Annotated in this window: 20 protein-coding genes, 2 rRNA genes and 1 other RNA gene; 12 read left to right on the top strand and 11 right to left on the bottom strand. The window is 58.4% G+C overall.

Annotation, left to right across the window (positions count from 1 at the left end):
• Positions 1-190: ribosomal RNA gene (locus VJU77_08170) — 23S ribosomal RNA — on the top strand; the annotation flags it as partial.
• A gap of 283 nt (positions 191-473) precedes the next feature.
• Positions 474-589: ribosomal RNA gene (gene rrf, locus VJU77_08165) — 5S ribosomal RNA — on the top strand.
• A 437-nt stretch (positions 590-1,026) separates the two neighbouring features.
• Here the strand turns inward: rrf and VJU77_08160 are convergent.
• Positions 1,027-1,212 (bottom strand): hypothetical protein, encoded by a 186-nt coding sequence (locus VJU77_08160; protein ID HKP03328.1) that lies wholly within the window; start codon positions 1,210-1,212, stop codon positions 1,027-1,029.
• A 320-nt stretch (positions 1,213-1,532) separates the two neighbouring features.
• On the opposite strand from VJU77_08160, the gene VJU77_08155 reads away from it, so the two are divergent.
• Both VJU77_08155 and VJU77_08150 read left to right on the top strand, forming a co-directional pair.
• A complete protein-coding gene (locus VJU77_08155; GenBank protein ID HKP03327.1) occupies positions 1,533-2,045 on the top strand; it encodes a ferritin in 513 nt (170 codons plus the stop codon).
• Positions 1,990-2,814, top strand: coding sequence for a class I SAM-dependent methyltransferase (locus VJU77_08150; GenBank protein ID HKP03326.1), 825 nt, complete (start codon positions 1,990-1,992; stop codon positions 2,812-2,814). The genes VJU77_08155 and VJU77_08150 overlap by 56 nt, the downstream gene beginning before the upstream one ends.
• A gap of 69 nt (positions 2,815-2,883) precedes the next feature.
• Here VJU77_08150 and lpxD read toward each other — a convergent pair whose 3' ends face one another.
• Positions 2,884-3,864, bottom strand: coding sequence for a UDP-3-O-(3-hydroxymyristoyl)glucosamine N-acyltransferase (gene lpxD, locus VJU77_08145; protein ID HKP03325.1), 981 nt, complete (start codon positions 3,862-3,864; stop codon positions 2,884-2,886).
• Between the two features lie 144 nt (positions 3,865-4,008).
• Between lpxD and VJU77_08140 the strand changes: the two genes are divergently transcribed.
• Positions 4,009-4,341 (top strand): hypothetical protein, encoded by a 333-nt coding sequence (locus VJU77_08140; GenBank protein HKP03324.1) that lies wholly within the window; start codon positions 4,009-4,011, stop codon positions 4,339-4,341.
• Between the two features lie 127 nt (positions 4,342-4,468).
• Here VJU77_08140 and VJU77_08135 read toward each other — a convergent pair whose 3' ends face one another.
• The 4 genes from VJU77_08135 to VJU77_08120 all read right to left on the bottom strand — a co-directional run bounded on the left by VJU77_08135 (position 4,469) and on the right by VJU77_08120 (position 11,932).
• The gene (locus VJU77_08135; protein ID HKP03323.1) at positions 4,469-6,007 is read right to left on the bottom strand and encodes a helicase HerA-like domain-containing protein; all 1,539 of its coding nucleotides are present in this window, start codon (positions 6,005-6,007) and stop codon (positions 4,469-4,471) included.
• 66 nt (positions 6,008-6,073) lie between these two features.
• Positions 6,074-7,966 carry a GreA/GreB family elongation factor gene (locus VJU77_08130; protein HKP03322.1) on the bottom strand — a complete coding sequence of 631 codons (1,893 nt, stop codon included), beginning with the start codon at positions 7,964-7,966 and terminating at the stop codon, positions 6,074-6,076.
• A 107-nt stretch (positions 7,967-8,073) separates the two neighbouring features.
• Entirely contained in the window at positions 8,074-11,352 is a 3,279-nt protein-coding gene (gene treS / locus VJU77_08125) for a maltose alpha-D-glucosyltransferase (protein HKP03321.1), read from the bottom strand.
• 136 nt (positions 11,353-11,488) lie between these two features.
• Positions 11,489-11,932: a nuclear transport factor 2 family protein gene (locus VJU77_08120; protein HKP03320.1), complete on the bottom strand. Its 444-nt coding sequence runs from the start codon at positions 11,930-11,932 to the stop codon at positions 11,489-11,491.
• On the opposite strand from VJU77_08120, the gene VJU77_08115 reads away from it, so the two are divergent.
• From VJU77_08115 to VJU77_08105, 3 genes are all read left to right on the top strand, one after another.
• Complete coding sequence (locus tag VJU77_08115; protein HKP03319.1) at positions 11,913-12,551, top strand: hypothetical protein; 639 nt, start codon at positions 11,913-11,915, stop codon at positions 12,549-12,551. The genes VJU77_08120 and VJU77_08115 overlap by 20 nt on opposite strands.
• A 250-nt stretch (positions 12,552-12,801) precedes the next feature.
• On the top strand, positions 12,802-13,455 hold the full coding sequence (locus VJU77_08110) for a sigma-70 family RNA polymerase sigma factor (GenBank protein HKP03318.1): 654 nt from the start codon (positions 12,802-12,804) through the stop codon (positions 13,453-13,455).
• Complete coding sequence (locus VJU77_08105) at positions 13,445-13,678, top strand: hypothetical protein (protein ID HKP03317.1); 234 nt, start codon at positions 13,445-13,447, stop codon at positions 13,676-13,678. The genes VJU77_08110 and VJU77_08105 overlap by 11 nt, the downstream gene beginning before the upstream one ends.
• Before the next feature lie 48 nt (positions 13,679-13,726).
• On the opposite strand, the gene VJU77_08100 is transcribed toward VJU77_08105, so the two are convergent.
• The 5 genes from VJU77_08100 to VJU77_08080 all read right to left on the bottom strand — a co-directional run bounded on the left by VJU77_08100 (position 13,727) and on the right by VJU77_08080 (position 17,315).
• Entirely contained in the window at positions 13,727-14,218 is a 492-nt protein-coding gene (locus tag VJU77_08100) for a DUF2017 family protein (protein ID HKP03316.1), read from the bottom strand.
• Between the two features lies 1 nt (position 14,219).
• Positions 14,220-14,525, bottom strand: coding sequence for an ATP-dependent Clp protease adapter ClpS (gene clpS / locus VJU77_08095; protein HKP03315.1), 306 nt, complete (start codon positions 14,523-14,525; stop codon positions 14,220-14,222).
• 117 nt (positions 14,526-14,642) lie between these two features.
• A complete protein-coding gene (gene ybeY, locus VJU77_08090) occupies positions 14,643-15,080 on the bottom strand; it encodes an rRNA maturation RNase YbeY (GenBank protein HKP03314.1) in 438 nt (145 codons plus the stop codon).
• The gene (locus tag VJU77_08085; GenBank protein HKP03313.1) at positions 15,073-16,023 is read right to left on the bottom strand and encodes a 2-dehydropantoate 2-reductase; all 951 of its coding nucleotides are present in this window, start codon (positions 16,021-16,023) and stop codon (positions 15,073-15,075) included. Before VJU77_08085 ends, ybeY begins: the two co-directional genes overlap by 8 nt.
• A 14-nt stretch (positions 16,024-16,037) precedes the next feature.
• A complete protein-coding gene (locus VJU77_08080; GenBank protein ID HKP03312.1) occupies positions 16,038-17,315 on the bottom strand; it encodes an NAD(P)/FAD-dependent oxidoreductase in 1,278 nt (425 codons plus the stop codon).
• A 94-nt stretch (positions 17,316-17,409) separates the two neighbouring features.
• Between VJU77_08080 and rpmI the strand changes: the two genes are divergently transcribed.
• From rpmI to moeB, 4 genes are all read left to right on the top strand, one after another.
• Complete coding sequence (rpmI, locus tag VJU77_08075) at positions 17,410-17,619, top strand: 50S ribosomal protein L35 (protein HKP03311.1); 210 nt, start codon at positions 17,410-17,412, stop codon at positions 17,617-17,619.
• Positions 17,620-17,733: 114 nt separating this feature from the next.
• Positions 17,734-17,828: signal recognition particle sRNA small type (gene ffs, locus VJU77_08070), an RNA gene on the top strand.
• A 75-nt stretch (positions 17,829-17,903) separates the two neighbouring features.
• The gene (locus VJU77_08065; GenBank protein HKP03310.1) at positions 17,904-18,191 is read left to right on the top strand and encodes a hypothetical protein; all 288 of its coding nucleotides are present in this window, start codon (positions 17,904-17,906) and stop codon (positions 18,189-18,191) included.
• Between the two features lie 3 nt (positions 18,192-18,194).
• Positions 18,195-19,385: a molybdopterin-synthase adenylyltransferase MoeB gene (moeB, locus tag VJU77_08060; protein ID HKP03309.1), complete on the top strand. Its 1,191-nt coding sequence runs from the start codon at positions 18,195-18,197 to the stop codon at positions 19,383-19,385.
• Positions 19,386-19,451 lie beyond the last annotated feature (66 nt).

The raw sequence follows: 19,451 nt of genomic DNA, 5'->3' as shown, positions 1-19,451 counted from the left end.
TCGTGTCAACGGCAGTGCTGGGTAGCTATGTTCGGAAAGGATAAGCGCTGAAAGCATCTAAGCGCCAAGCCTATCCCAAGATGAGTTCTCCCTGAAGAGTCGTGGTAGACCACCACGTTGATAGGTTACTGGTGTAAGCGTGGCAACACGTTCAGCCAAGTAATACTAATAACTCGTCCGGCTTGGTCATTTACTTTTCTGTTACCCCGTTCCGCCGCAAGGCGGAGCGGCCAACAGAGAGGAATGACTTCTAAAAATTAATAAAACGAAGCCTTGAAGTTGGAAAGCTTCCTGTATGTAGATTTCAGAGAATCGGTGAAATGCAGATTTCAGATCTCAGATTGCAGATTTGAAATTGGTTCTTTAGACAGATTAACGACGACGATCGCCAGAAACTCTGACGCAACGTTGAGGAGGATTGCAGAACAATCTGCAATCTAAAATCTTCAATCTGCAATCGAAGGCGTCAGCCTTCTGGTGACCCTAGCGCAGTGGACCCACCCGTTCCCATTCCGAACACGGAAGTGAAACGCTGCAGCCCCGATGGTAGTGCGACGACAGGTTGTGCGAGAGTAGGACGTCGCCAGAACGAAGCGCCCGGCATGTGAAAATGTGCCGGGCGTTTCGCTTTGGCGACCTCCTTGATCTCAAATAACGTCTCCTCTGACCGATGGACACTGATTCCTAAATCCTCGCCGGAAAAGAAATGACAACTCATGACCCCGCTGGCGCGTGCCGCCCCGCCCCAGCGTTTGAACCGCTCGCATTCCACTCCCCCAGCCCCGCGCCTGAATGTTCGAGTTCGACCGAGTTACCGAGCGACGTCGCCGAAATCCTGCGGGTTCGGACGGCGATCGGCGCCTCATATCTGACCGGCCGGGGCATCGAAGTCGGCGCAGGAGTGCGTCCCTTCCCGGTGCCATCGGCGTCCACATCAACGCGCAAATATTCGCCGAGGCGGAGCCGAACAGCCTCGACTTCGTCATATCAGCGCACGTCATCGAACACCTCAGGGACCCCATGGGTTCAATCGTCAACGCGATCCGGGTCTTGAAACCCCACGGAGTTCACATTCTGATCGTGCCGGATATGCATTTCATTTTTGACCGCAATCGTCCCGAAACGACTCTCGATCATATCCGGGCCGATTTTGCGGACGGCGGAGCCGGCACCACTCGGTCCGCCTACGAAGAACATCTCCGTTTTGTGCATCCTATCTTACAGGCGAACACTATTCGGAGGCTGAAATCCAGTGGCAGGTGGAGGAGGGAGCTAGGCGCTGGCAGGAGCTCGACATTCACTTTCACGCTTGGACGCGAAACGGGTTTGAGGCTCTGCTCGAGGCTGCTGCAGAGATGGCCCCGTTTTCGGTCGAAGCCGCCGTTTCGGTGGTAAACGAGAACATTTTCGTCCTCAGAAAAGATTCTCGTCCGACCTAAGTGATTCGTGGTGGATGAATTTTAGCCCTACTCCGGATTGATTCCGCTCTCATCTGCACTAAAGAAATAACGTCAACTCACGAAAGGCCGCTCATGCTCACAAGTAAAAAAGTCATCAAGGCGATCAACGAACAGATCGGGTACGAATTCAGCGCCTCGATGCAGTATTACGCGATAGCGGCGCATTTCGCGGAGGAGGCATTGCCGCAGTTGTCGACCCATTTTTTCCAGCAGGCGGAGGAGGAGAAGGAACATGCGCTGCGCTTCATTAAATACGTCGTTGATGCCGGTGGGCATGTGGTGATTCCGGCGATCGATGCGCCGGAGTCGAAATTCAAAAATCCGGAGCAGGCGGTAAAGCTTTCGCTCGACCAGGAGGTCAAGGTGACGCACCAGATCAATGCGCTGGTCGAGCTGGCGCGGGCGGAGAACGATTACATCACGATCAATTTTCTCCAGTGGTTCCTGACGGAGCAGCTCGAGGAGGTTTCGTCGATGGATAATCTCTTGAAGATTGTGCAGCGGGCGGGAAGCAATCTCTTGCAGGCGGATGAATACCTCGCGCGGGTCGGGGTTAGGACGATGGCCGCGCCGAAGGGAGAATAAGAAAACGTCCAACGTCGAACGCCCAACGTCCAACTTCGAATTCAAAGATCACTTTTCGAAGCAGGCGGCGGATTACGCCCGGTTTCGGCCGCGGTATCCGAAGGAGTTGTTTCGGTGGCTGGGGGCGATTGCGGCGGCCAGGGAAGTAGCCTGGGATTGCGCGACGGGAAACGGACAGGCGGCGGTTGAGCTGGCGGAGGTTTTCGAGCGAGTCATCGCTACGGACGCGAGCGAGACACAGATTGCCAATGCCGAGCGACATCTTCGAGTGGAATATCGCGTGGCGACGGCGGAGGCGAGCGGGCTTGAATCGCAGAGCGTCGATTTGGTTACGGTCGCGCAGGCTTTGCACTGGTTCGATCTGGAAAGATTTGAGACTGAAGCGTGGCGAGTGTTGAAGCCGGGAGGAATCGTGGTGGCGTGGGCCTACAAGCTGGCCACGGTCTCGCCGGCGATCGACGCGGTGGTGAATCATTATTATTCCAAAGTCGTTGGACCGTATTGGCCGGCGGAACGAGGGCTGGTCGAGAAGTTCGAAGATCTGCCGTTTGGGTTTGAGCAGATTGCGCCGCCCTGGTTTGAAATGAGAGCGGAATGGAGCTTTGTGCATCTGCTTGGCTATCTCAGAACGTGGTCGGCGACACAGCGGTTCTTGGCGACTGAGAAGCGCGACCCCTTGGAAGACGTCGAGGAAGAATTGCGGAGGGCTTGGGGAGACGAACCGCGGCGCGTGGTTTGGCCGTTAACGGTCAAGGCAGGCAAAGTCTGAAAATGTCGGAGGGGCTTTGCGCCCCGACCGGGTGCCACCCAAAGGCGCCTTCCACATTGGAAGAGCGACTTACTTGCTTTTCCGCGCCAGCTTTTTTACGGCGGCGTGGCGCCGGGCAAATTCGGTGAAGGGCATTGCCGGCGAGCCCATGACTTTGGTGTCGTCGGGCACATCGGCCAGCACCGCGCTCTTGGCGGCGACCTGAACCCGATGGCCAATCTTGAGGTGGCCGGAAAAGCCGCTTTGACCCGCGACGAAAACGTGGTCGCCCAGCTCGGTGGAACCCGCAATGCCGACTTGCGAGACGAGGAGGCAATGCTTCCCGACCTTCACGTTGTGGCCGATCTGGACCAGGTTGTCGATCTTGGTCCCCTCGCCTATGACGGTTTCGCCCAGGGCGGCGCGGTCGATGGTCGTGCCGGAACCGATCTCGACGTCGTCCTCGATTCGAACAATCCCGATCTGCGGAATCTTGTGATGTCTCCCCTCGTGCATGGCGAAGCCATAGCCGTCCGACCCGATGACGACACCGGCGTGAATGATGCAACGCCGGCCGATGCGCGTGCCGTCATAGATGACGACGTTCGGATAAATAATGCAGTCGTCACCAATCACGGAGCCCGCCTCAATGGAAACACCGTGAAAAATGGTGACATTGTTTCCGATCACGACGTCGTCACCGATGACGGCGAAATGACCGAGGGTGACATTCTCGCCGAGCTTCGCGGATGAAGCGACGACGGCTCTGGACGAAATTCCTGCGGGCACCGGGCGGTTCGAGAACCAGCGCGTCATGACTTTCGCGAAAGCGAAATACGGATCATCCACCCTAATCCAGCGAGGATCGTCACCTTCGAGTTTTCGAGGAACGAGAATGGCGCCAGCCTTGGTGGCGGCGAGTTCGGCGGCGTATTTGCGATTGCTGAGAAAGCTAAGCTGGTCCGCCGCAGCCGAGGCCAGCGGCGCTACCGATGCGATGGATTGATCGCGCGGACCAGCGAACTGGCCACCGACCACATCGACGATTTCTCCCATGGAAACAGCAGGCATCGGCGGAATTGTAGAGCGATCGGCGCAAATGGAAAGCGCCAGAGCGAACAGGCTGGAAGCCTGGCGGCCGAGTCAGGCTGGAAGCCTAACCTCCACCTCTCGAAAAGCTTGAATAGTTTTGCCCTTCCAGCGTTCTATAAAGCTATGAAAAGAACACTGTTCAGTTTGATGGCCGCAGGGAGCATTGCTCTGAGCGGCTTAGTCTTCGCCGGCAGCCCTTCGAGTTACCAGGTCACGGGACCTGTCACCGCGGTAGATGACAGCATGATCACCGTGATGAAGGGCAAGGAAAAGTTTGAGGTAGCACGCGATTCCAGCACGAAAGTGACGGGCGATCTCAAAGTCGGGGACAAGGTGACAATCATGTACACCATGACTGCGAAGGAAATTGAAGTGAAGAGCGCAGCCAAGGCGGACAAATCGGCCAAGAAAGACGACAAGGCAGCCGCAAGCCCAAGCGCTGCGCCGAAGAAGTAATCAAGGAACGCCGGTCAATAGACCGCGTTTGAAGAGGGGGCGGTTTGCCCTTCGGTTGGACTCAGGGCCTTGAGCCTGTCGAAACGGGAAAGCGCCCCTCCTTGGGGGACGGCGCAACGCGCCGTCCCTACCTCCCCTTCCCTCCGAGAAAACTGCCCAAAATGCCGCGCACGATCTGACGGCCCATCTGGCTGGTCGCAGCGCGGGTAGCGCTTTTGAGCATGCTCGTGGCGAACGAATCATGGACGGCGCCACGAGGGCCGATGGTCGGCTTGAAGGCTCCGCTAATCGTGTCGAAAATCGATGGCTGCGCGCCCTCACTGCCAGGAGCCGTCGGCGCCGTGGAGGTGGGAGTCGGAGCGGGCGGCGCGCCAGCCGTCACCGCTTTGTCGGTCGCGCGTGCCTGCAATTTTTCGTAGGCCGACTCGCGGTCCACGGCTTTTTCATAATGCCCGGCAATGCTGGACGACTGGATGATCTGTTTGCGTTGTTCGGGTGTGATAGCGCCTACCTGGCTCCGCGGCGGAACGATCTTCGCGCGGTCAACAATCGTTGGTTTGCCTTCTTCATCCAAGGTCGAGACGAGCGCCTCGCCTACCCCAAGCTCCGTGAGAACTTTTTCGACCTTGAGTTTGGGATTCTGGCGAAATGTCTGCGCCGCCGCCGTAACCGCCTTTTGATCGCGCGGGGTAAATGCGCGCAAGGCATGCTGGACCCGATTGCCGAGCTGCCCGAGGACGACGTCGGGGATATCGAGCGGATTCTGGCTCACGAAATAAACGCCAACCCCTTTCGACCGAATCAACCGGACCATCTGCTCGATTTTTTGTTCCACCGCGGGCTCGATGTCGGAGAAGATCAAATGCGCTTCGTCGAAGAAGAAGACTAATTTTGGTTTTTCCGGGTCGCCGATTTCGGGCAGACGCTCGAAAAGCTCCGACAGCAGCCAAAGCAGAAAGGTCGCGTAAACCCTCGGCGACTGCTGCATTAGTTTCTCCGCGGCGAGAATGTTGACGACCCCGCGGCCGCTCTGCGTTTGGATCAGATCGTCAAGATCGAGCGCCGGTTCGCCGAAAAACTTGTCCGCGCCCTGGGTCTCGAGCTCGAGGAGACTACGCTGGATCGCGCCGGCGCTCGCGGCGGAGACGTTGCCGTATTTGGTTTTGAACTGCTCGGCGTTATCCGCGACGAACTGGAGCATCGAGCGCAGGTCCTTCAAATCGAGGAGGAGCAGGCCGTTTTCGTCGGCGATGCGAAACACCATGTTGAGCACGCCTTCCTGGGTATCATTCAAACTCATCAGCCGCCCCAAGAGAAGCGGCCCCATCTCGGAAACGGTGGCGCGGACCGGGTGACCATTCTCACCGAAGACATCCCAGAAAACAACGGGACACGCTTCGCCTTTGAAATCGGAGATCCCGAGCTCCTTCGCGCGGTCGACGACCTTGGGATTATTACCTCCGGCCTGGCTCATCCCGGCCAGATCCCCTTTTACGTCAGCCATGAAGACCGGGATGCCGCGACTGCTGAAATTCTCAGCCAAAGTTTGCAGGGTCACCGTTTTGCCAGTTCCGGTGGCGCCGGCGATGAGACCGTGGCGGTTCGCCATTTTCGGCAGGAGATAAATCGGTTCTCTACCTTGAGCGATCAGGATTGGGTCGGTCATGATGAGACCAATTTTGCGCGAGAGGATTGGCAGTGTCCAGCACTGCGGCTGTGGCCCTACTGAGAGCTACTCCGCAGCGACTGGCTCGGCGGTGATTTCGGTCAGGGACGGATCGGGCGGCGTCACGTCAATCGGCGCAGGATCGATGGAGATGATGGCAAAACGGCGAGTCTCATGCTCGTCGGTAAGCGTGACTATTTCGCCGAGCTTGTGGCCGAGCAACGCCTGGCCAATTGCCGTCTGATACGAAATGATGCCGCGATCCGGGTCGCCGTCCCACGCGCCGAGGACCGAATAGGTTTCTTCCTTGCCGGTGTCCGCCTCGCGCAAACCGACCACGGTGCCGATGGAGACCTGCGACGTGTCGGGGCTTTCGAAGGCGGTTCCCCGCGCGTTGTGAAGCGCAATTTCCAATTCCGACTTGCGCCGCATTAGAACGGCCTGCATTTCCTTCGCCGCCTTGAACTCGAAGTTCTCGCGGAGATCGCCGTAGGAACGAGCAATGCCGATCTCCTTGCTGTTCTCGGGAATTTTCTTGTTCACGAGCTCTTCGTATTCCGCTTTGCGTTTCTCAAGACTGCTCCAGGAGACTACCAGCGCGGCACTCTTCTCTTCCTTTTGCTCGCCGGTGATCACGCTCTCCAGCTCAGGATAAAGCTTAATGATGCGCGCCAGGAGCGAGCGTTTCGTCAGCTCGTCGAATACCGGGGTCAACATCAGGCGGCGCATGGCGTCCCGGGCGAGGCTCACTTCCGCGCCGTCGAAAATATCGGGAATCAATTCGCGATCGTCGAGCAGGAGATCGCGCAGTTTGCTTCCGCGGCTGGTTTCGTTGTGCTGGTCGCGTTCGAGCGCCGAGAGGATCGCACCGAGCAGGTCGGGAGTGATCAGGTCGCGCCATTCTCCGGCGCGCTCCTTGCAAAGCCAGACGAGCGTTTCGCTCGTCACCGAATGCTCACGAATGCCGCGCTGCAAAAAGGCGCGCAATTCGTCCTGTCGTCCATTTTCGGCAAAGACCCGCGGCAACTGCAGCACCACTCGAGCGTGATTGCTTTGCATGAGTTGCAGGGCGCGCGTGGTCCAAGTCGGGCCAAGCGCAGCCGGCAGGGCCTGCAGGACGCGACGTTCCTTGGAGGCCGGAAGCTTGGGCAGAATCGTGATGAGCCGGGTTTCCTCGTCCGCGATCAGGCGAGCCAGCGTAAGACTGAGATTCGTGGTTTTGAGCTTTGGGCTGCGCTCCAGCAAATCGTCGCGCGCCATCACGAGTTCGAAAACCAGCACAGGATTCAGCCGTTGATTGCGCGCCGCGGCTTCTTCAATCGTGTTAACGATCGGCTGTAACTGCGCCTCCGGTTTGTCGAACTCATTGTGGAACTTAATGATCTGATCGAGCGCGGCGGCCTGCTCCTTCGGCTGGCGGGCCTGTTTAAAGAATGCAATCAGCTCATCCGCTCGCGACACCTTCTCGCCTCGCAACTGGATCGGTTCGTTTTTCTTGGTCGGAATAAAGAAGTAGCCTTCCTTATTCAGGAGCTTCTTGGTCGAATCCCACCAGCGCTTCCACTCCGGCTCGCTAAAAATATCGCCCAGCATCAGTTGGCTGATCTGCGTCAGGGTGGCCGATCCCCCGAGACTTTCGAGAATGTTGCGCATGACCGCCGTGGGATCTTTTTTCACCAGCTCCCTGATTCCGCTGAGGTCGTTAGCTTTCTTGGCGAGAAAATGCTCCGGCGGAATCACCGTCAGATTTTCCGACGCATAGGAAAGCTGCATCGGATGCGCCTTCTTCCCCGGAAAATCGATCAGGATCTGGTTGAGGAGAAGATTCCACTCCGCCACCCGGCCGAATCCCCAGCTTTTGTGCAAACAAAATGTGCCGGGCTGGAGTTTTTCGAGTTGGTCCGCCTGGCGGGCGGTGAGCTTTCCTGATTCAACGAGCTTTTCCAATTCTGCATCCATGCGGGTCGAACAAGCTACGGAGAACCCCCCGGTGCGCGAGAGAAAATTGGTTTCGGGACGCAAACCGACATCGTTCGCCCGGGGAGAACCTTGGTTCGCTCCGGCGGCTAAATGGCGCCCAGGATGTGCTTTATCCCGCGGACAGGAATAACGACCCAATCAGGACGGTTATTGAGCTCATAACCGATTTCGTAAACCGCTTTATCCAGCAGGTAGGCCTCGAGCAGAATCTCAAAGTCGCCCTGATCGGAGGGAATGAACGGCGCCCCATCGGTGGCGTTGAGATAACTCTGCAAAAACGTGCTGCTCATCTGGCGATACCAAAGGTCGGCCCAGCGTTCGAGAAAAGGAACGTCCTCCACCCGCATCGCCGGTTGCCAGAGCGCGCTGTAAGCGGCGTATTGGAATGAGCGCATCATCCCGGCGACGTCCCGCAACGCCGACCGCTTCAATTTCCTTTCACCCAACGCGCGGGCGGGCTCACCTTCGAAATCGAGAATGACAAAATCCTTTCCCGTGGAGAGCACCTGGCCGAGGTGATAGTCGCCGTGAATCCGGATCTTGGTCGCGTTCGCACGTCGATCGAGAATGCGCTGTTCCTGGGCGAGTATTTTCTTTTCCGCGGAGAGGACCTCGGCCGCTTCGTTTCGAAAAGCATCAGGCAGCGTCGGCATTTTCTTTTCGAGCAACGCAAAGGCCCGGCGCAACGAGGCGCGCATATTCTGGTAAACAGAGCGCTGCGCCATCGCGTTGAAATTCTCGGGGGCGAAGCCAGGTTCGTCGGCGCTGCTGGCGAGGGCCTGGTGAAGTTCCCCCGTGCGGCGGCCGAGCAGTTTTGCTTTCTCGGGATAGATTCCGCCGATTAATTCTTCGAGAAGCGGACCAGGCGGGGTCGTCTGGCTTTGTAAATCTGCTTTTCGGGTCAGGACCCGCTCGTAATAACGGCCCACGGCATCGAGGGTCAGCGTCCAGGCATCCCCTTCATTCGCCACCGCGCTTTGGAGCAGGCAAACAACGGTCGGGGCGGTTTTGTTCCGGCGATATTCGATGGCGCCAAGAAACGCCGGGACATTCGGGAATTTCGCACGCTCGGTCAGAAACCGCGTGACCTCGACATCGGGGTTAACGCCGTCCTCGAGTTTCCGATAGAGCTTCAGGAAGAACCGATTCTCGAAAAGCATCGATGAATTGCTTTGCTCAGCGCTGAGCGGCTGAGACGCTGGCACCGCAGACCGCGCATCTTCCGGCAGAGCCGTGCTCGTCAGCCCGGCGACACTCCCCTTCGCTCCAGGCACGGACCGGCTCGCGGTCATCAGCGTGAACAGGCCGCGGCGAAATGACTCGTCGTAAATCGCGTCATACAAAATCGCATCGCTCTCGCCGTGGAGACGGGCGATCACTGCGTGCTGAGCGGAGCGCTCGATGGCGCGGGCCGCATCGTCCCGCGCGATCTGGACTGGGAGCGCATACGTTTCAGTCGGTCCGTCGAGATAACTGACTTCGACGAACCAGATTTGCGCGGCCTCCTGCTTATCTGAGATGGGGATTTGCTCTACGATCCGCATCTCGCGCAACGTTCGCGCCTTCGCGCCAAACCAGCGGCAATTACGAATGTAAATCGGCAAGACCTCACGCTCGATTCGCGAACGCTGTCCATTATCCAGAAGCGCGTCCACCGTCGGGGCGGGATCCAGGGCGGGGATCCTGCGTTCCTTGGAAGCGACCGACGCAGCCGGTTCCGAGCGGAGAACAAACCAGTAATGCGAATGAGGACCCAGCGTGATGACGTACGGCGATTTCCCGATGCGTGGGAAATAGTTCTGGCTAAAAACCTCCATTAGCGCGCAACCGCTGAAGCGAGAGAGGTCGAGCTCCACCGCCTGAGCGAAGCGCGAGAGATTGACGACCACCAGGATCGTCTCCTCTTCGTGACGCCGAAGAAAGGCGAGCACCTTGTTATTCTCCGGATGAAGGAATTCGAGCGACCCGCGGGAAAACGCTCGAAAGTTCTTGCGCATGGCGATGACTCGCCGGGTCCACCAGAGCAGGGACGAGAGGTTCTTCTGCTGGTTTTCGACGTTGATCGCTTCGTAGTGGTATTCCGGATCGATCGTGATCGGCAAATAGAGCTGCTGGGGGTTTGCCTTTGAGAACCCCGCGTTGCGGTCCGGACTCCATTGCATCGGCGTGCGGCAACCGTTGCGATCGCCGAGGTAAAAATTGTCGCCCATCCCAATCTCGTCGCCGTAGTACAAGACCGGCGTGCCCGGCATCGAGAAGAGAAGGATGTTGAGGAGCTCGATCTTGCGGCGGCTGTTGGCCAGGAGGGGCGCGAGCCGCCGGCGAATGCCGAGATTGATCCGCGCCGTGGGATCGTTCGCATAAACGCGCCACATGTAATCGCGCTCCTCGTCGGTCACCATTTCAAGCGTGAGCTCGTCGTGATTGCGCAGGAACATCGCCCACTGGCAGGTGTCCGGTATCGCCGGCGTCTGATCGAGGATGTCGATGATCGGAAACCGGTCCTCCATTTGGAGCGCCATGAACATCCGCGGCATAAGGGGGAAATGGAAATTCATGTGCGACTCGTCGCCTCTCCCAAAGTAGGCGACGGCGTCCTCGGGCCATTGATTCGCTTCGGCCAGCAGCATTCGGCCGCTGAACTTTGCGTCGACGTGGGCCCGCAGTTTGACCAGGTATTCGTGCGTTTCCCGCAAATTTTCGCAGCTGGTTCCTTCGCGCTCGTAAAGGTACGGGACAGCGTCGAGACGCAATCCGTCGACACCCAGGTTGAGCCAAAAATCGAGGACCTTCTCCACGGCCTCGTGGACTTCGGGATTGTCGAAATTCAGGTCAGGCTGATGTGAATAAAAGCGGTGCCAGTAATACGCTTTAGCGACCGGATCCCAGGCCCAGTTTGAAGTCTCGAAGTCCTTAAAGATGATCCGCGCTTCCTTGTACTTCTCCGGCGTATCGCTCCAGACATACATCTCACGCTCGCGCGAGCCCCGCCCGGCGCGCCTCGACTTTTGGAACCACGGATTTTGGTCGGAGGTGTGATTGATGACGAGTTCCGTGATAACGCGCAAACCGCGATCGTGGGCCGCGTCCAGGAAGGCGCGAAAATCGTCGAGGGTGCCAAAGTTCGGATTTACGTCGTAATAATCGGCGATGTCGTATCCATCATCGCGCATGGGCGACGGATAAAACGGAAGCAACCAAAGCGCGGTGACGCCCAGTTCCTGAAGATAATCGAGCTTCTCGATCAGCCCGCGAAAATCGCCAATCCCGTCGCCATCGCTGTCGTGGAACGTTTTGACATGGAGCTCGTAGATGACGGCGTCTTTGTACCAAAGCACGTCATCAACCTGGGTCGGGTTCGCCATGAGACTAGACAGTTGGCGCAAGAAGGCTGGACGCGCAATTGCATTGATCCTCTTCTGTAGCCGTCGCCCTGTGGGCGACGTTCTTATCAGCGACGATTTCCCTCGCGCTTCGCACAGCGAAGCGGCTACAGAAGAATTACTTCTTCGGCATGGCCATGGCGTGCGCGGCGACGCATTGCCATTCGCCGTTTCGCTCCACCCAAGTGTCGGTAAACCGATAGGTGTGTGAGAACGACTTGCCGCCCTTGGTCTTGCCGGTCTCTTTGGCGATGCCGGTGACGACCGCAACGTTGGGCCCAAAGGTGCGAACCGTCATGTCGCTCGAGACGGCAGAGGTGTAAGTGTTGTTGTCTCGTTTCGCTTCGGCCAGAAGCGTGGCCTTATCCCCCGTCTTGCCGCTGGAGGAGGTCCCGATGAAATCGTCCGCGACCATCTTTTCGATGGCGGACGTGTCGTGAGTCAGGAGTGCCGCCTCCCAATGTGATTCCAAGCTCTTCAATTTCGACGCCACCGATCCATCGTCCGCGGCGGAGACATCAACACTTGGCGATGCCTTCGGAGTGGGGCTCGCCGAAGGCATTGCGGTCGGTTTTGGCACCGAAGTCGGCGTGGGGGTCGCAACTGGAGTTGGCTTGGGGGTCGGCTTCGGAGTGGCCGTCGGCTTTGGCTTCGGAGTGGCGGTTGGCTTCGGAGTGGGAGTCGCGGTGGCTTTCGGTCTTGGAGTCGGGCTCGGCCGGGGAGTGGAGATCACCGGCGGCGTTGTTCTGGGCGGAAAGGGACCGGTCGGGGCGAAAGTTTCCGTGGTAATTGGCCGGGGGGTGGTGGGCGCGGTGACCTTCGGCGGGGGACTCAAGGGAACGACCGGGCGAGGGGTGGTCGCGGAGAGTGTGTCCGCCGCTGGAGTCGAGGCAGGAACGGACCGAGGTGTGTTTGCGGTGGGTGGTGTCGTAATCGAGTCCGTGACCGATGTCTTCGGAGTCGCGATCGTGATGGGCGTGGTAGCCGGCGTTTCGGCCGGCAGGAGCGACAAGCTCTCGAAGGGGCTCGGAAGAGGAGTGGCCATCTCGAACGGCTCGGGGGAAGCGGTTTCGAGCGGCTTGACCGAGGCGCTCGGCTTGGCGATGGCGCTCGCCGATGGTCTCGGTTTTGGCGAGGGCGAAGGCGAGGGCGTTTCCACCGGAGCGGCTGGACTCCTCTGAAGGAAGGGCGTGGACGCCGCATCCTGCGCTCGAACGAGAGCGGCGGTGAGGAAAATTGCAGTCGCGAGAACGAGTGAGCGCATGATGATCATCAGATTTTTCTTGGCGGAATTGTTGTGCAGACGCTAGCCCGCGCGCGTCCGAGGGGTCAAGCTGAATACAGTTGGACGGCATTGGCAGTTGCCGCTAGATGTCCCTACTTCATGAGAGGGAACGCACTGGCCAAAAGGGAAATGGAGATCAATAAACCATGGCTCTAGAATTCACTTCCACGACCGGAGCTGACGAAGCGCCGGCCGCGCGAATGCCGGCAGCCGCACCGCCGTTGGAGCCGGGCGCGCCGACCGACCTGGAGCTGATGAACGCCATTCAACGCGAGGATCCCGAAGCGCTTTCGCTTTTGTACGATCGTTACAACGGCATTCTCAAGGCGCTGATCCTGCGCGTGATCCACAACGAAGCCGAGGCAGACGATCTGCTGCAGGAAATCTTCATGGAGATCTGGAACCAGGCTAAGAACTTCTCCGCCCAAAAAGGGAAACCGCTCGGCTGGATGGTTACCCTCGCCCGCCGCCGCGCGATCGACGGTTTGAGGAAAAAGCAGGCTTACGCCCGCGCTGGAGAACGCCTCCAGAGTGAAACCGAGCAGCAGCCCGAGGCCTGGGTCCATAACGCCACCGAGGAGGAGATCGCCTTCAGCGACACCCGCGTCCTGGTCCGGCGGGTGATCAGCACCCTCCCCCCCGCCCAACAGGAGGCCATAAATTATGCATTTTTTCGCGGCATGAGTCAGCGCGAAATCGCCGCAAAAACGAATACTCCGTTGGGAACAGTGAAAACACGCCTCGAACTGGGCCTGAAAAAGATATATGACGGCCTTAAGGAGCTACGAGATGAGCTTTGACGACTTCCAGAACAAGGCGCGTCTGTATGTGATTGGGGCGCTTGAACCAGAAGAGCTTGAGGAGTTTGAGCAAGCCCGGAAGGACCTCGGACAAAAGGGCGAAGACTACATAACCGAGTGCTACTCAATGCATGAAGCCTTCGCGCTCAGTCTCCGGCCCGCCAAGTCATCCGACGCCCTGAAAGAGCGTTTGATGACGATGGTCCGCAACCGGCAAGCATAACCCGATCCGGCCCATTGCCATGAACGGGCCCCTGCCGCGGGGAGCCGGCTAGATTTGCAGTTCCTGCAAAATAAACTCCTGCAGAAAGCCGTAGAAGTTTACCTGGAAAAGACCGAGATCGCGGCGTGATCCGATGGGCGACCGGTAATGATCGCAAAGCTCGCCGTCGGTAAAGTTGTATTTCGCGGCGATAACCAGACGGGCTTGATTCAAGGCGTTCAACCATGCCTCGGCATTGGCGGCCGGGATGCGCAAGGTGCAATTGGCGAATGGCTTTGTGCTTCCGTTGAGCTGCTGGAGATCGGCCGCCACCGTTTCCGTAGCGGTCTGAAAAAGTCGCCGTAGTTCCGGCTCGACGTAAACCTTCCACTCAGCGCAAAGCTCCCGCTCTGAGGCCGGCGCTGGCGAACTGAAAAGACGCTGGTGAGCGCTTTCCGCTCCCTCGGTGTTCGTGCTTTCCGGAATCTGCCGTAACAGCTCAGCCAGAAACGGATCGAGCTCGGAAATCTCGATGCAATCGTCCTGGCGGCGAAACTCCATTTCAGTTGGTCCGTTCGAGCGTAGCCAGGAGCAGGTAGCCGTGCAGCTGCTGGACATACAGCTCGGCGCGCTCCCGCATTCCGCTCCACAGGATGGAACGGCCCAGTTGATGGACTTCGAGCATATGGCGCTCCGCCTTTTCTTTCGTTAACCCGAAGACTTTTTGGAAAACCATCGTCACGTAACTCATCAAATTGACCGGGTCATTGTGGACGACGACTTGCCAGGGGAGATCGATTTCTTCCTCGGCGCGAGTCTCCTGCTCGATCGCCGGATTTTCTACTCCTGACACAAAGGAACTGGACATCGGGGCAAAACGGTTGCGTTGGAATCAGTTGCCCGGAGCTACCCTCGCCATCCCTCGCGTGGCCGCCCACTCATTCTTAAGGCTACCACAGGCTGGGTTCGGTTCAACCGGACGCCCTTAGCGGCAGGAAGCCATCAGTTTTTCCTGGATGCGCTTCATTTCTGCGGCCCCGGCCGGAGTCTTGTCGTCGAAGCCGTGCAAATGAAGCAAGCCATGGACAATGTATAACCGGACCTCGTGCTCGAGCGATGTACTAAAGCCGCGGGCCTGGTTTCGCGCTGTCTCTGCGCTGACGACAATTTCACCGTGCTGAAATGTGATCACATCGGTAGGCCCGGGTTGCTGGAGAAAACGAATATGCAATTCCGCCATTCGCCGATCGGAAACCAGGATGACGTTTAGTTCCTGAAGGTCTGTCAGAATCCCGGACTTCCGGCCCGATAATTTCAGGCATTGCCGCAACGCGCGCTGCGCGAAGTCCTGAAGCGCGACGAGCTTGATCGGCACAATGCGTTGCCGGTTCCAGACTGTGATCGTTGGCTCTCGATCAGGCATGGGAGCGCTCCCGCGATCGAGGTTGAGATGCCGCAATCTCTTTTAGCGAAGTGTACAGCTCCTGCCACCGCGGAGTGACGGCACCGGCAGCCATGGCACGTCGCAGCGGTTCGCCCCAAATCGGCTCAATCTCCAGGGGACGGCGGGCCTCAAAATCAATCAGCGTAGAGGGCTTGTAAGCGCCCATCGCTTCGGTCCGCCTAATCTGCTCCGCGGCAGCGTCCGCTGACAGCGCATATCCGCAGGCATTCGCGGCCGCGATGACTTCGTCCATTAGAGCCAGGGTGGCCTCGCGCAGGTGATCGTCGGCCAGGACCGCGGCCGTATCGATGCCGCCGGCCGTGATTGTGAGACCGTTGAACGGAATGTTCCAAACCAGTTTGCGCCAGCGCTCGAGCAACAGGTTGTCCAGAACCCGGCAAACGACGCCGCTTTCCTGGAACTCCGAAGCCACCTCGTGAGTGCGGGGGAGCGGGCCACCGTTGAATTCGCCGATGGTCAGATGTCCGTGACCGTATTCTTCGATCACCCCTCGCGAAACGCGATTGAGACAAACGAAGCAAAGCCCGCCGAGAACACGATCCGCTCCGAAATGTCCGGCGAGAAATTCTTCGTTGCCGAGACCGTTTTGCAGCGTCAGCAGCATTGTTTTTTCGTGGAGCAACGGCGGAATCAACTCCACGAGATCTGCGTTGGAAGTCGCCTTCACCGCTATCAGAACGAGATCGCACGGACCGATCGCGCTGCTGGAAGCGTAATGTTTGATCTTCGGCACCTGCAGATTTCCTTCCGTGCTCCGAAGGCTGAGCCCGGACTCGCGGATTTCCTCCACATCGCCGCGCATCAGGAAGTGCACGTCCCGTCCGGAATGGGCGAGCTTCGCTCCGTAATAGCAGCCAATGGCTCCGGAGCCGACCACGGCGATACGAAAAGGATGAAGCATTTAGCTCTTCGCCGCTAAAGTGGCCGGCCTTCAGACTGAAAGTTCCGGGTGATGAGCCGCGCGCCCTTGTTGAACGTCACGTAAGCCCAGGCCCATTGCATGAGCACTGCAATGCGATTGCGAAAGCCGACCAGGAAAATGATGTGAACGAAAAGCCAGGCCAGCCAGGCTAGCCACCCGCTAAAGTGGACAAAATTGAGGTCCGCCACCGCCTTGTTCCGGCCAATCGTGGCCATGCTTCCCTTGTTCCAATAAACAAAGCGTTGCGGCTTTCGATCCTCCATCATGGCGATGATATTTCGCGCGGCGTGCCGGCCCTGCTGCATCGCCACCGGAGAAACGCCCGGCAAAGGTTTGCCACCCTGCGGCGTGAAGCTGGCCAGGTCGCCGATTACCTGCACTTCGGGATGACCCGGGATACTCAAGTCCGAGTTCACGATCACGCGGCCTGCCTTATCAACCGGAACGCCCATGGTTTTCCCCACGAACGAAGCGGTGTTCCCGGCCGCCCAAATCTTTACGCGACAGGGAATGAATTCGTCTCCCACTTCCAGGCCCTCCTCGGTGAGATTCTTGGCGTGAATTCCAGTCCGCACTTCGACGCCGAGATCCTGGAGCTGCTTTAAGGCGCTGGCGGAAAGGTCTTCCGGGAAACTGGAGATCACCCGTTCGTCGCCCTCAACCAAAACGACCCGCGCGCTCGATGGATCGATGTGCTTAAAGTCCTTGTCCAGCGTGTAACGGGCGATCTCGGCGATCGCTCCCGCCATTTCAACCCCGGTCGGCCCGCCGCCAATAATCACGAAAGTCATGGCCGCCGCTTTCGCCGCTTCGTCCGTAATCTTTTCCGCGTACTCAAAGGCGAGGAGCAAGCGCCGCCGGATTTCCACCGCGTCCTCGAGACTCTTCAATCCGGGCGCCAATTTCTCCCATTCGTCGTGGCCGAAATAGGAATGACGCGCGCCCGTCGCGAGAATGAGATAATCATATCCGATTTGCCGGTCGCCGAGGCTAACTGTCCTGGCTGCCACGTCGACCGACTTGACTTCGGCCAGGATAACCTCGGTGTTCTTGCACTGGCCCAAAATCCCCCGGATTGGCGCGGCAATATCCGCGGGCGAAAGCGCTGCCGTGGCCACCTCGTAAAGAAGCGGCTGAAATAGATGGTGATTTGTCCGGTCGATCACCGTCATCTGGACGGCTTCTTTGGTCAGCATTTTGGCCGCCTCCAAGCCGCCAAATCCGGCGCCGACAATCACGACGTGCGGTTTCCGCGGATTCGCGTTCTCCATCGGCGCAACTTCCTATGTTGGGAATGGGAAGCGAGCGATTTGTTCCCGGAAAGCGGTTGTCAGGATGCGAAACTGCCTCTATCTTCCGCCCCTTATGCCGAAAGCGATTGCGCGGAGCAAAACTCGAAAATCTGTGGCGAAGCGGTTCAAAATCACCGGGACGGGCAAGGTCCGGCGTCAACACGCCTCCCGCAGGCATCTTCTCTCCTCGAAAAGCGCCAAGCGTAAACGCCATATGGCGAAGTCGGCGGAGGTGGACAAGACGGACACCTACCGGATCAAATCGAACCTGCCATTCGCCTGATCCCTCGGCTTCAGGCGGAGCCGGCGATCTAATAGGCGTTGCCGCGCCGGGAGTGCCCTCGAATCGGAAGAAAGTCCGTTGCGCGATGACTCTCTTTCGCGAACAGTCTGTTTCCGTCAGGGGCTATGGACTGAGGACTTACGAACCCCGCCAGAGCAGGAATGCAGCAACGGTAGTCTGATCCTCCTTGCCGTAGTTCTCTGGCGGACTTTTTTTTCTTTGTAGGCCGTATCTGGGAAACGGCAACATGAGTGAGCGGCGTCTGATACAGTCGCCCTGCAACAATGAAATTGCTAAAGGTCGAGACAGCGCGTTTTCGCATAGTGGTTGAGAAATGCGGCCAGCCGGAGGTGCACACGCTCTGGCAAAAACCGAAGACGGACCGGCATTTCCAGTCGCTTCTCAAAAACCACCGCGTTATGACAGTGCGCCCAACGGGTAGCGGAACCGATTTTGGGGAAGTCGGTTTCCAGCAAAAACCGGATGCGCGCTTTTTGGTCTTTCCAAAATCGCTCAAGCGGTTCGAAGGCAAGCGTATCGTGGGAATCGATTGGGAACTGGTGCAAAGTTGAGCCATGAGCGACAGCATCATCGACGAGGGAAGATTCTCGCAGGCCGCGCTCAGCCCGGACGATCTGGCTCGCTATTCACGGCATCTTATTCTGCCGGAAATCGGCCCCACGGGCCAGCGCCGCATCAGGGCGGCGCGGGTCTTGTGTCTTGGCGCGGGAGGGCTTGGCTCGCCCGTGGCGCTCTATCTGGCCGCTGCCGGCGTCGGCACCATTGGACTGGTTGATTTCGATCGAGTCGATCTTTCGAATCTGCAACGGCAGATTCTGTATGGAACAGGCGACGTCGGAAAAAAGAAAGCGGAGGCGGCCGCGACTCGCCTCCGCGAGGCAAATCCGGAAATCGAGATCATCTCGCACGAATGCCGGTTCACGAGCGAAAACGCGATGCAGATCGTTCCATCCTACGACCTGGTCATCGACGGCTCCGATAATTTTCCGACGCGTTACCTTTCCAACGACGTTTGCGTGTTCGCGCGCAAACCAAATATCTACGGATCGGTTTTTCGTTTTGAAGGACAAGCGAGCGTTTTTGCGCCGCATCTCGGAGGGCCCTGCTATCGCTGCCTTTTTCCGGAACCGCCGCCGCCGGGAGCTGCTCCCAGTTGTGCCGAGGCAGGTGTGTTGGGGGTGCTGCCGGGAATCATCGGGTTAATCCAGGCGACCGAGGCGCTCAAATTGATCGTGGGCGCCGGCGAGACCCTCGCAGGCCGTCTGCTCCACTTCGATGCCCTGCAAATGAGATTTCGCGAATTCAAATTGCGCCGCGATCCGGAATGCCCGGTCTGTGGCGATAATCCCACCATTTTCGCGTCGATTGATTACGAGGAATTTTGCCGGGGACCTGTCGAGAAGGATTGGTTCGCCGTGGAAGAGGAGATTTCGCCCATGACCGTTAGAGAACTAAAAAGAAAAATGACTGATGGCGGAGCGTTCACGCTGATTGATGTGCGCGAGCCGTATGAATACGAGATCGCGCGGATCCCAGGTTCCCGCCTGATTCCCCTGGGCGAACTGGAACAGCGCATGGCCGAGCTTCCCCGAAGCGGGGCGCTGATATTTCAATGTCACAGCGGGGGCAGAAGCGCGGCGGCCGCGCGCCTGGCGCAGGAGGCCGGCTTCGAAAATGTTTACAATCTCGAGGGGGGAATTGACGCCTGGTCCGTTGAGATAGACCCGACCGTGCCGCGATATTGAAGTTGGAGTCGGCACGCCATCGTGCCGGGGGGCCAAGCGACGATTACTCCCAACGGCCTGAGGGCA

The sequence above is a fragment of the Chthoniobacterales bacterium genome, assembly GCA_035274845.1.
Lineage (GTDB): Bacteria > Verrucomicrobiota > Verrucomicrobiia > Chthoniobacterales > UBA10450 > AV80.
The sequence above is the reverse complement of the archived record's forward strand: the minus strand, read 5'-3'. Positions and strand labels throughout refer to the sequence as shown.

Coding starts and splice junctions, on each gene's coding strand:
- VJU77_08155 (HKP03327.1), top strand. CDS start 1,533: ATGCTCACAAGTAAAAAAGTCATCAAGGCGATCAACGAACAGATCGGG.
- lpxD (HKP03325.1), bottom strand. CDS start 3,864: ATGCCTGCTGTTTCCATGGGAGAAATCGTCGATGTGGTCGGTGGCCAG.
- VJU77_08100 (HKP03316.1), bottom strand. CDS start 14,218: ATGGAGTTTCGCCGCCAGGACGATTGCATCGAGATTTCCGAGCTCGAT.
- clpS (HKP03315.1), bottom strand. CDS start 14,525: ATGTCCAGTTCCTTTGTGTCAGGAGTAGAAAATCCGGCGATCGAGCAG.
- VJU77_08085 (HKP03313.1), bottom strand. CDS start 16,023: ATGCTTCATCCTTTTCGTATCGCCGTGGTCGGCTCCGGAGCCATTGGC.
- VJU77_08110 (HKP03318.1), top strand. CDS start 12,802: ATGGCTCTAGAATTCACTTCCACGACCGGAGCTGACGAAGCGCCGGCC.
- VJU77_08130 (HKP03322.1), bottom strand. CDS start 7,966: ATGGATGCAGAATTGGAAAAGCTCGTTGAATCAGGAAAGCTCACCGCC.
- VJU77_08160 (HKP03328.1), bottom strand. CDS start 1,212: ATGCACAAAACGGAGATGTTCTTCGTAGGCGGACCGAGTGGTGCCGGC.
- VJU77_08150 (HKP03326.1), top strand. CDS start 1,990: ATGAATACCTCGCGCGGGTCGGGGTTAGGACGATGGCCGCGCCGAAGG.
- VJU77_08135 (HKP03323.1), bottom strand. CDS start 6,007: ATGACCGACCCAATCCTGATCGCTCAAGGTAGAGAACCGATTTATCTC.
- moeB (HKP03309.1), top strand. CDS start 18,195: ATGAGCGACAGCATCATCGACGAGGGAAGATTCTCGCAGGCCGCGCTC.
- VJU77_08140 (HKP03324.1), top strand. CDS start 4,009: ATGAAAAGAACACTGTTCAGTTTGATGGCCGCAGGGAGCATTGCTCTG.
- VJU77_08105 (HKP03317.1), top strand. CDS start 13,445: ATGAGCTTTGACGACTTCCAGAACAAGGCGCGTCTGTATGTGATTGGG.
- VJU77_08080 (HKP03312.1), bottom strand. CDS start 17,315: ATGGAGAACGCGAATCCGCGGAAACCGCACGTCGTGATTGTCGGCGCC.
- VJU77_08065 (HKP03310.1), top strand. CDS start 17,904: ATGAAATTGCTAAAGGTCGAGACAGCGCGTTTTCGCATAGTGGTTGAG.
- treS (HKP03321.1), bottom strand. CDS start 11,352: ATGGCGAACCCGACCCAGGTTGATGACGTGCTTTGGTACAAAGACGCC.
- ybeY (HKP03314.1), bottom strand. CDS start 15,080: ATGCCTGATCGAGAGCCAACGATCACAGTCTGGAACCGGCAACGCATT.
- rpmI (HKP03311.1), top strand. CDS start 17,410: ATGCCGAAAGCGATTGCGCGGAGCAAAACTCGAAAATCTGTGGCGAAG.
- VJU77_08120 (HKP03320.1), bottom strand. CDS start 11,932: ATGCCTTCGGCGAGCCCCACTCCGAAGGCATCGCCAAGTGTTGATGTC.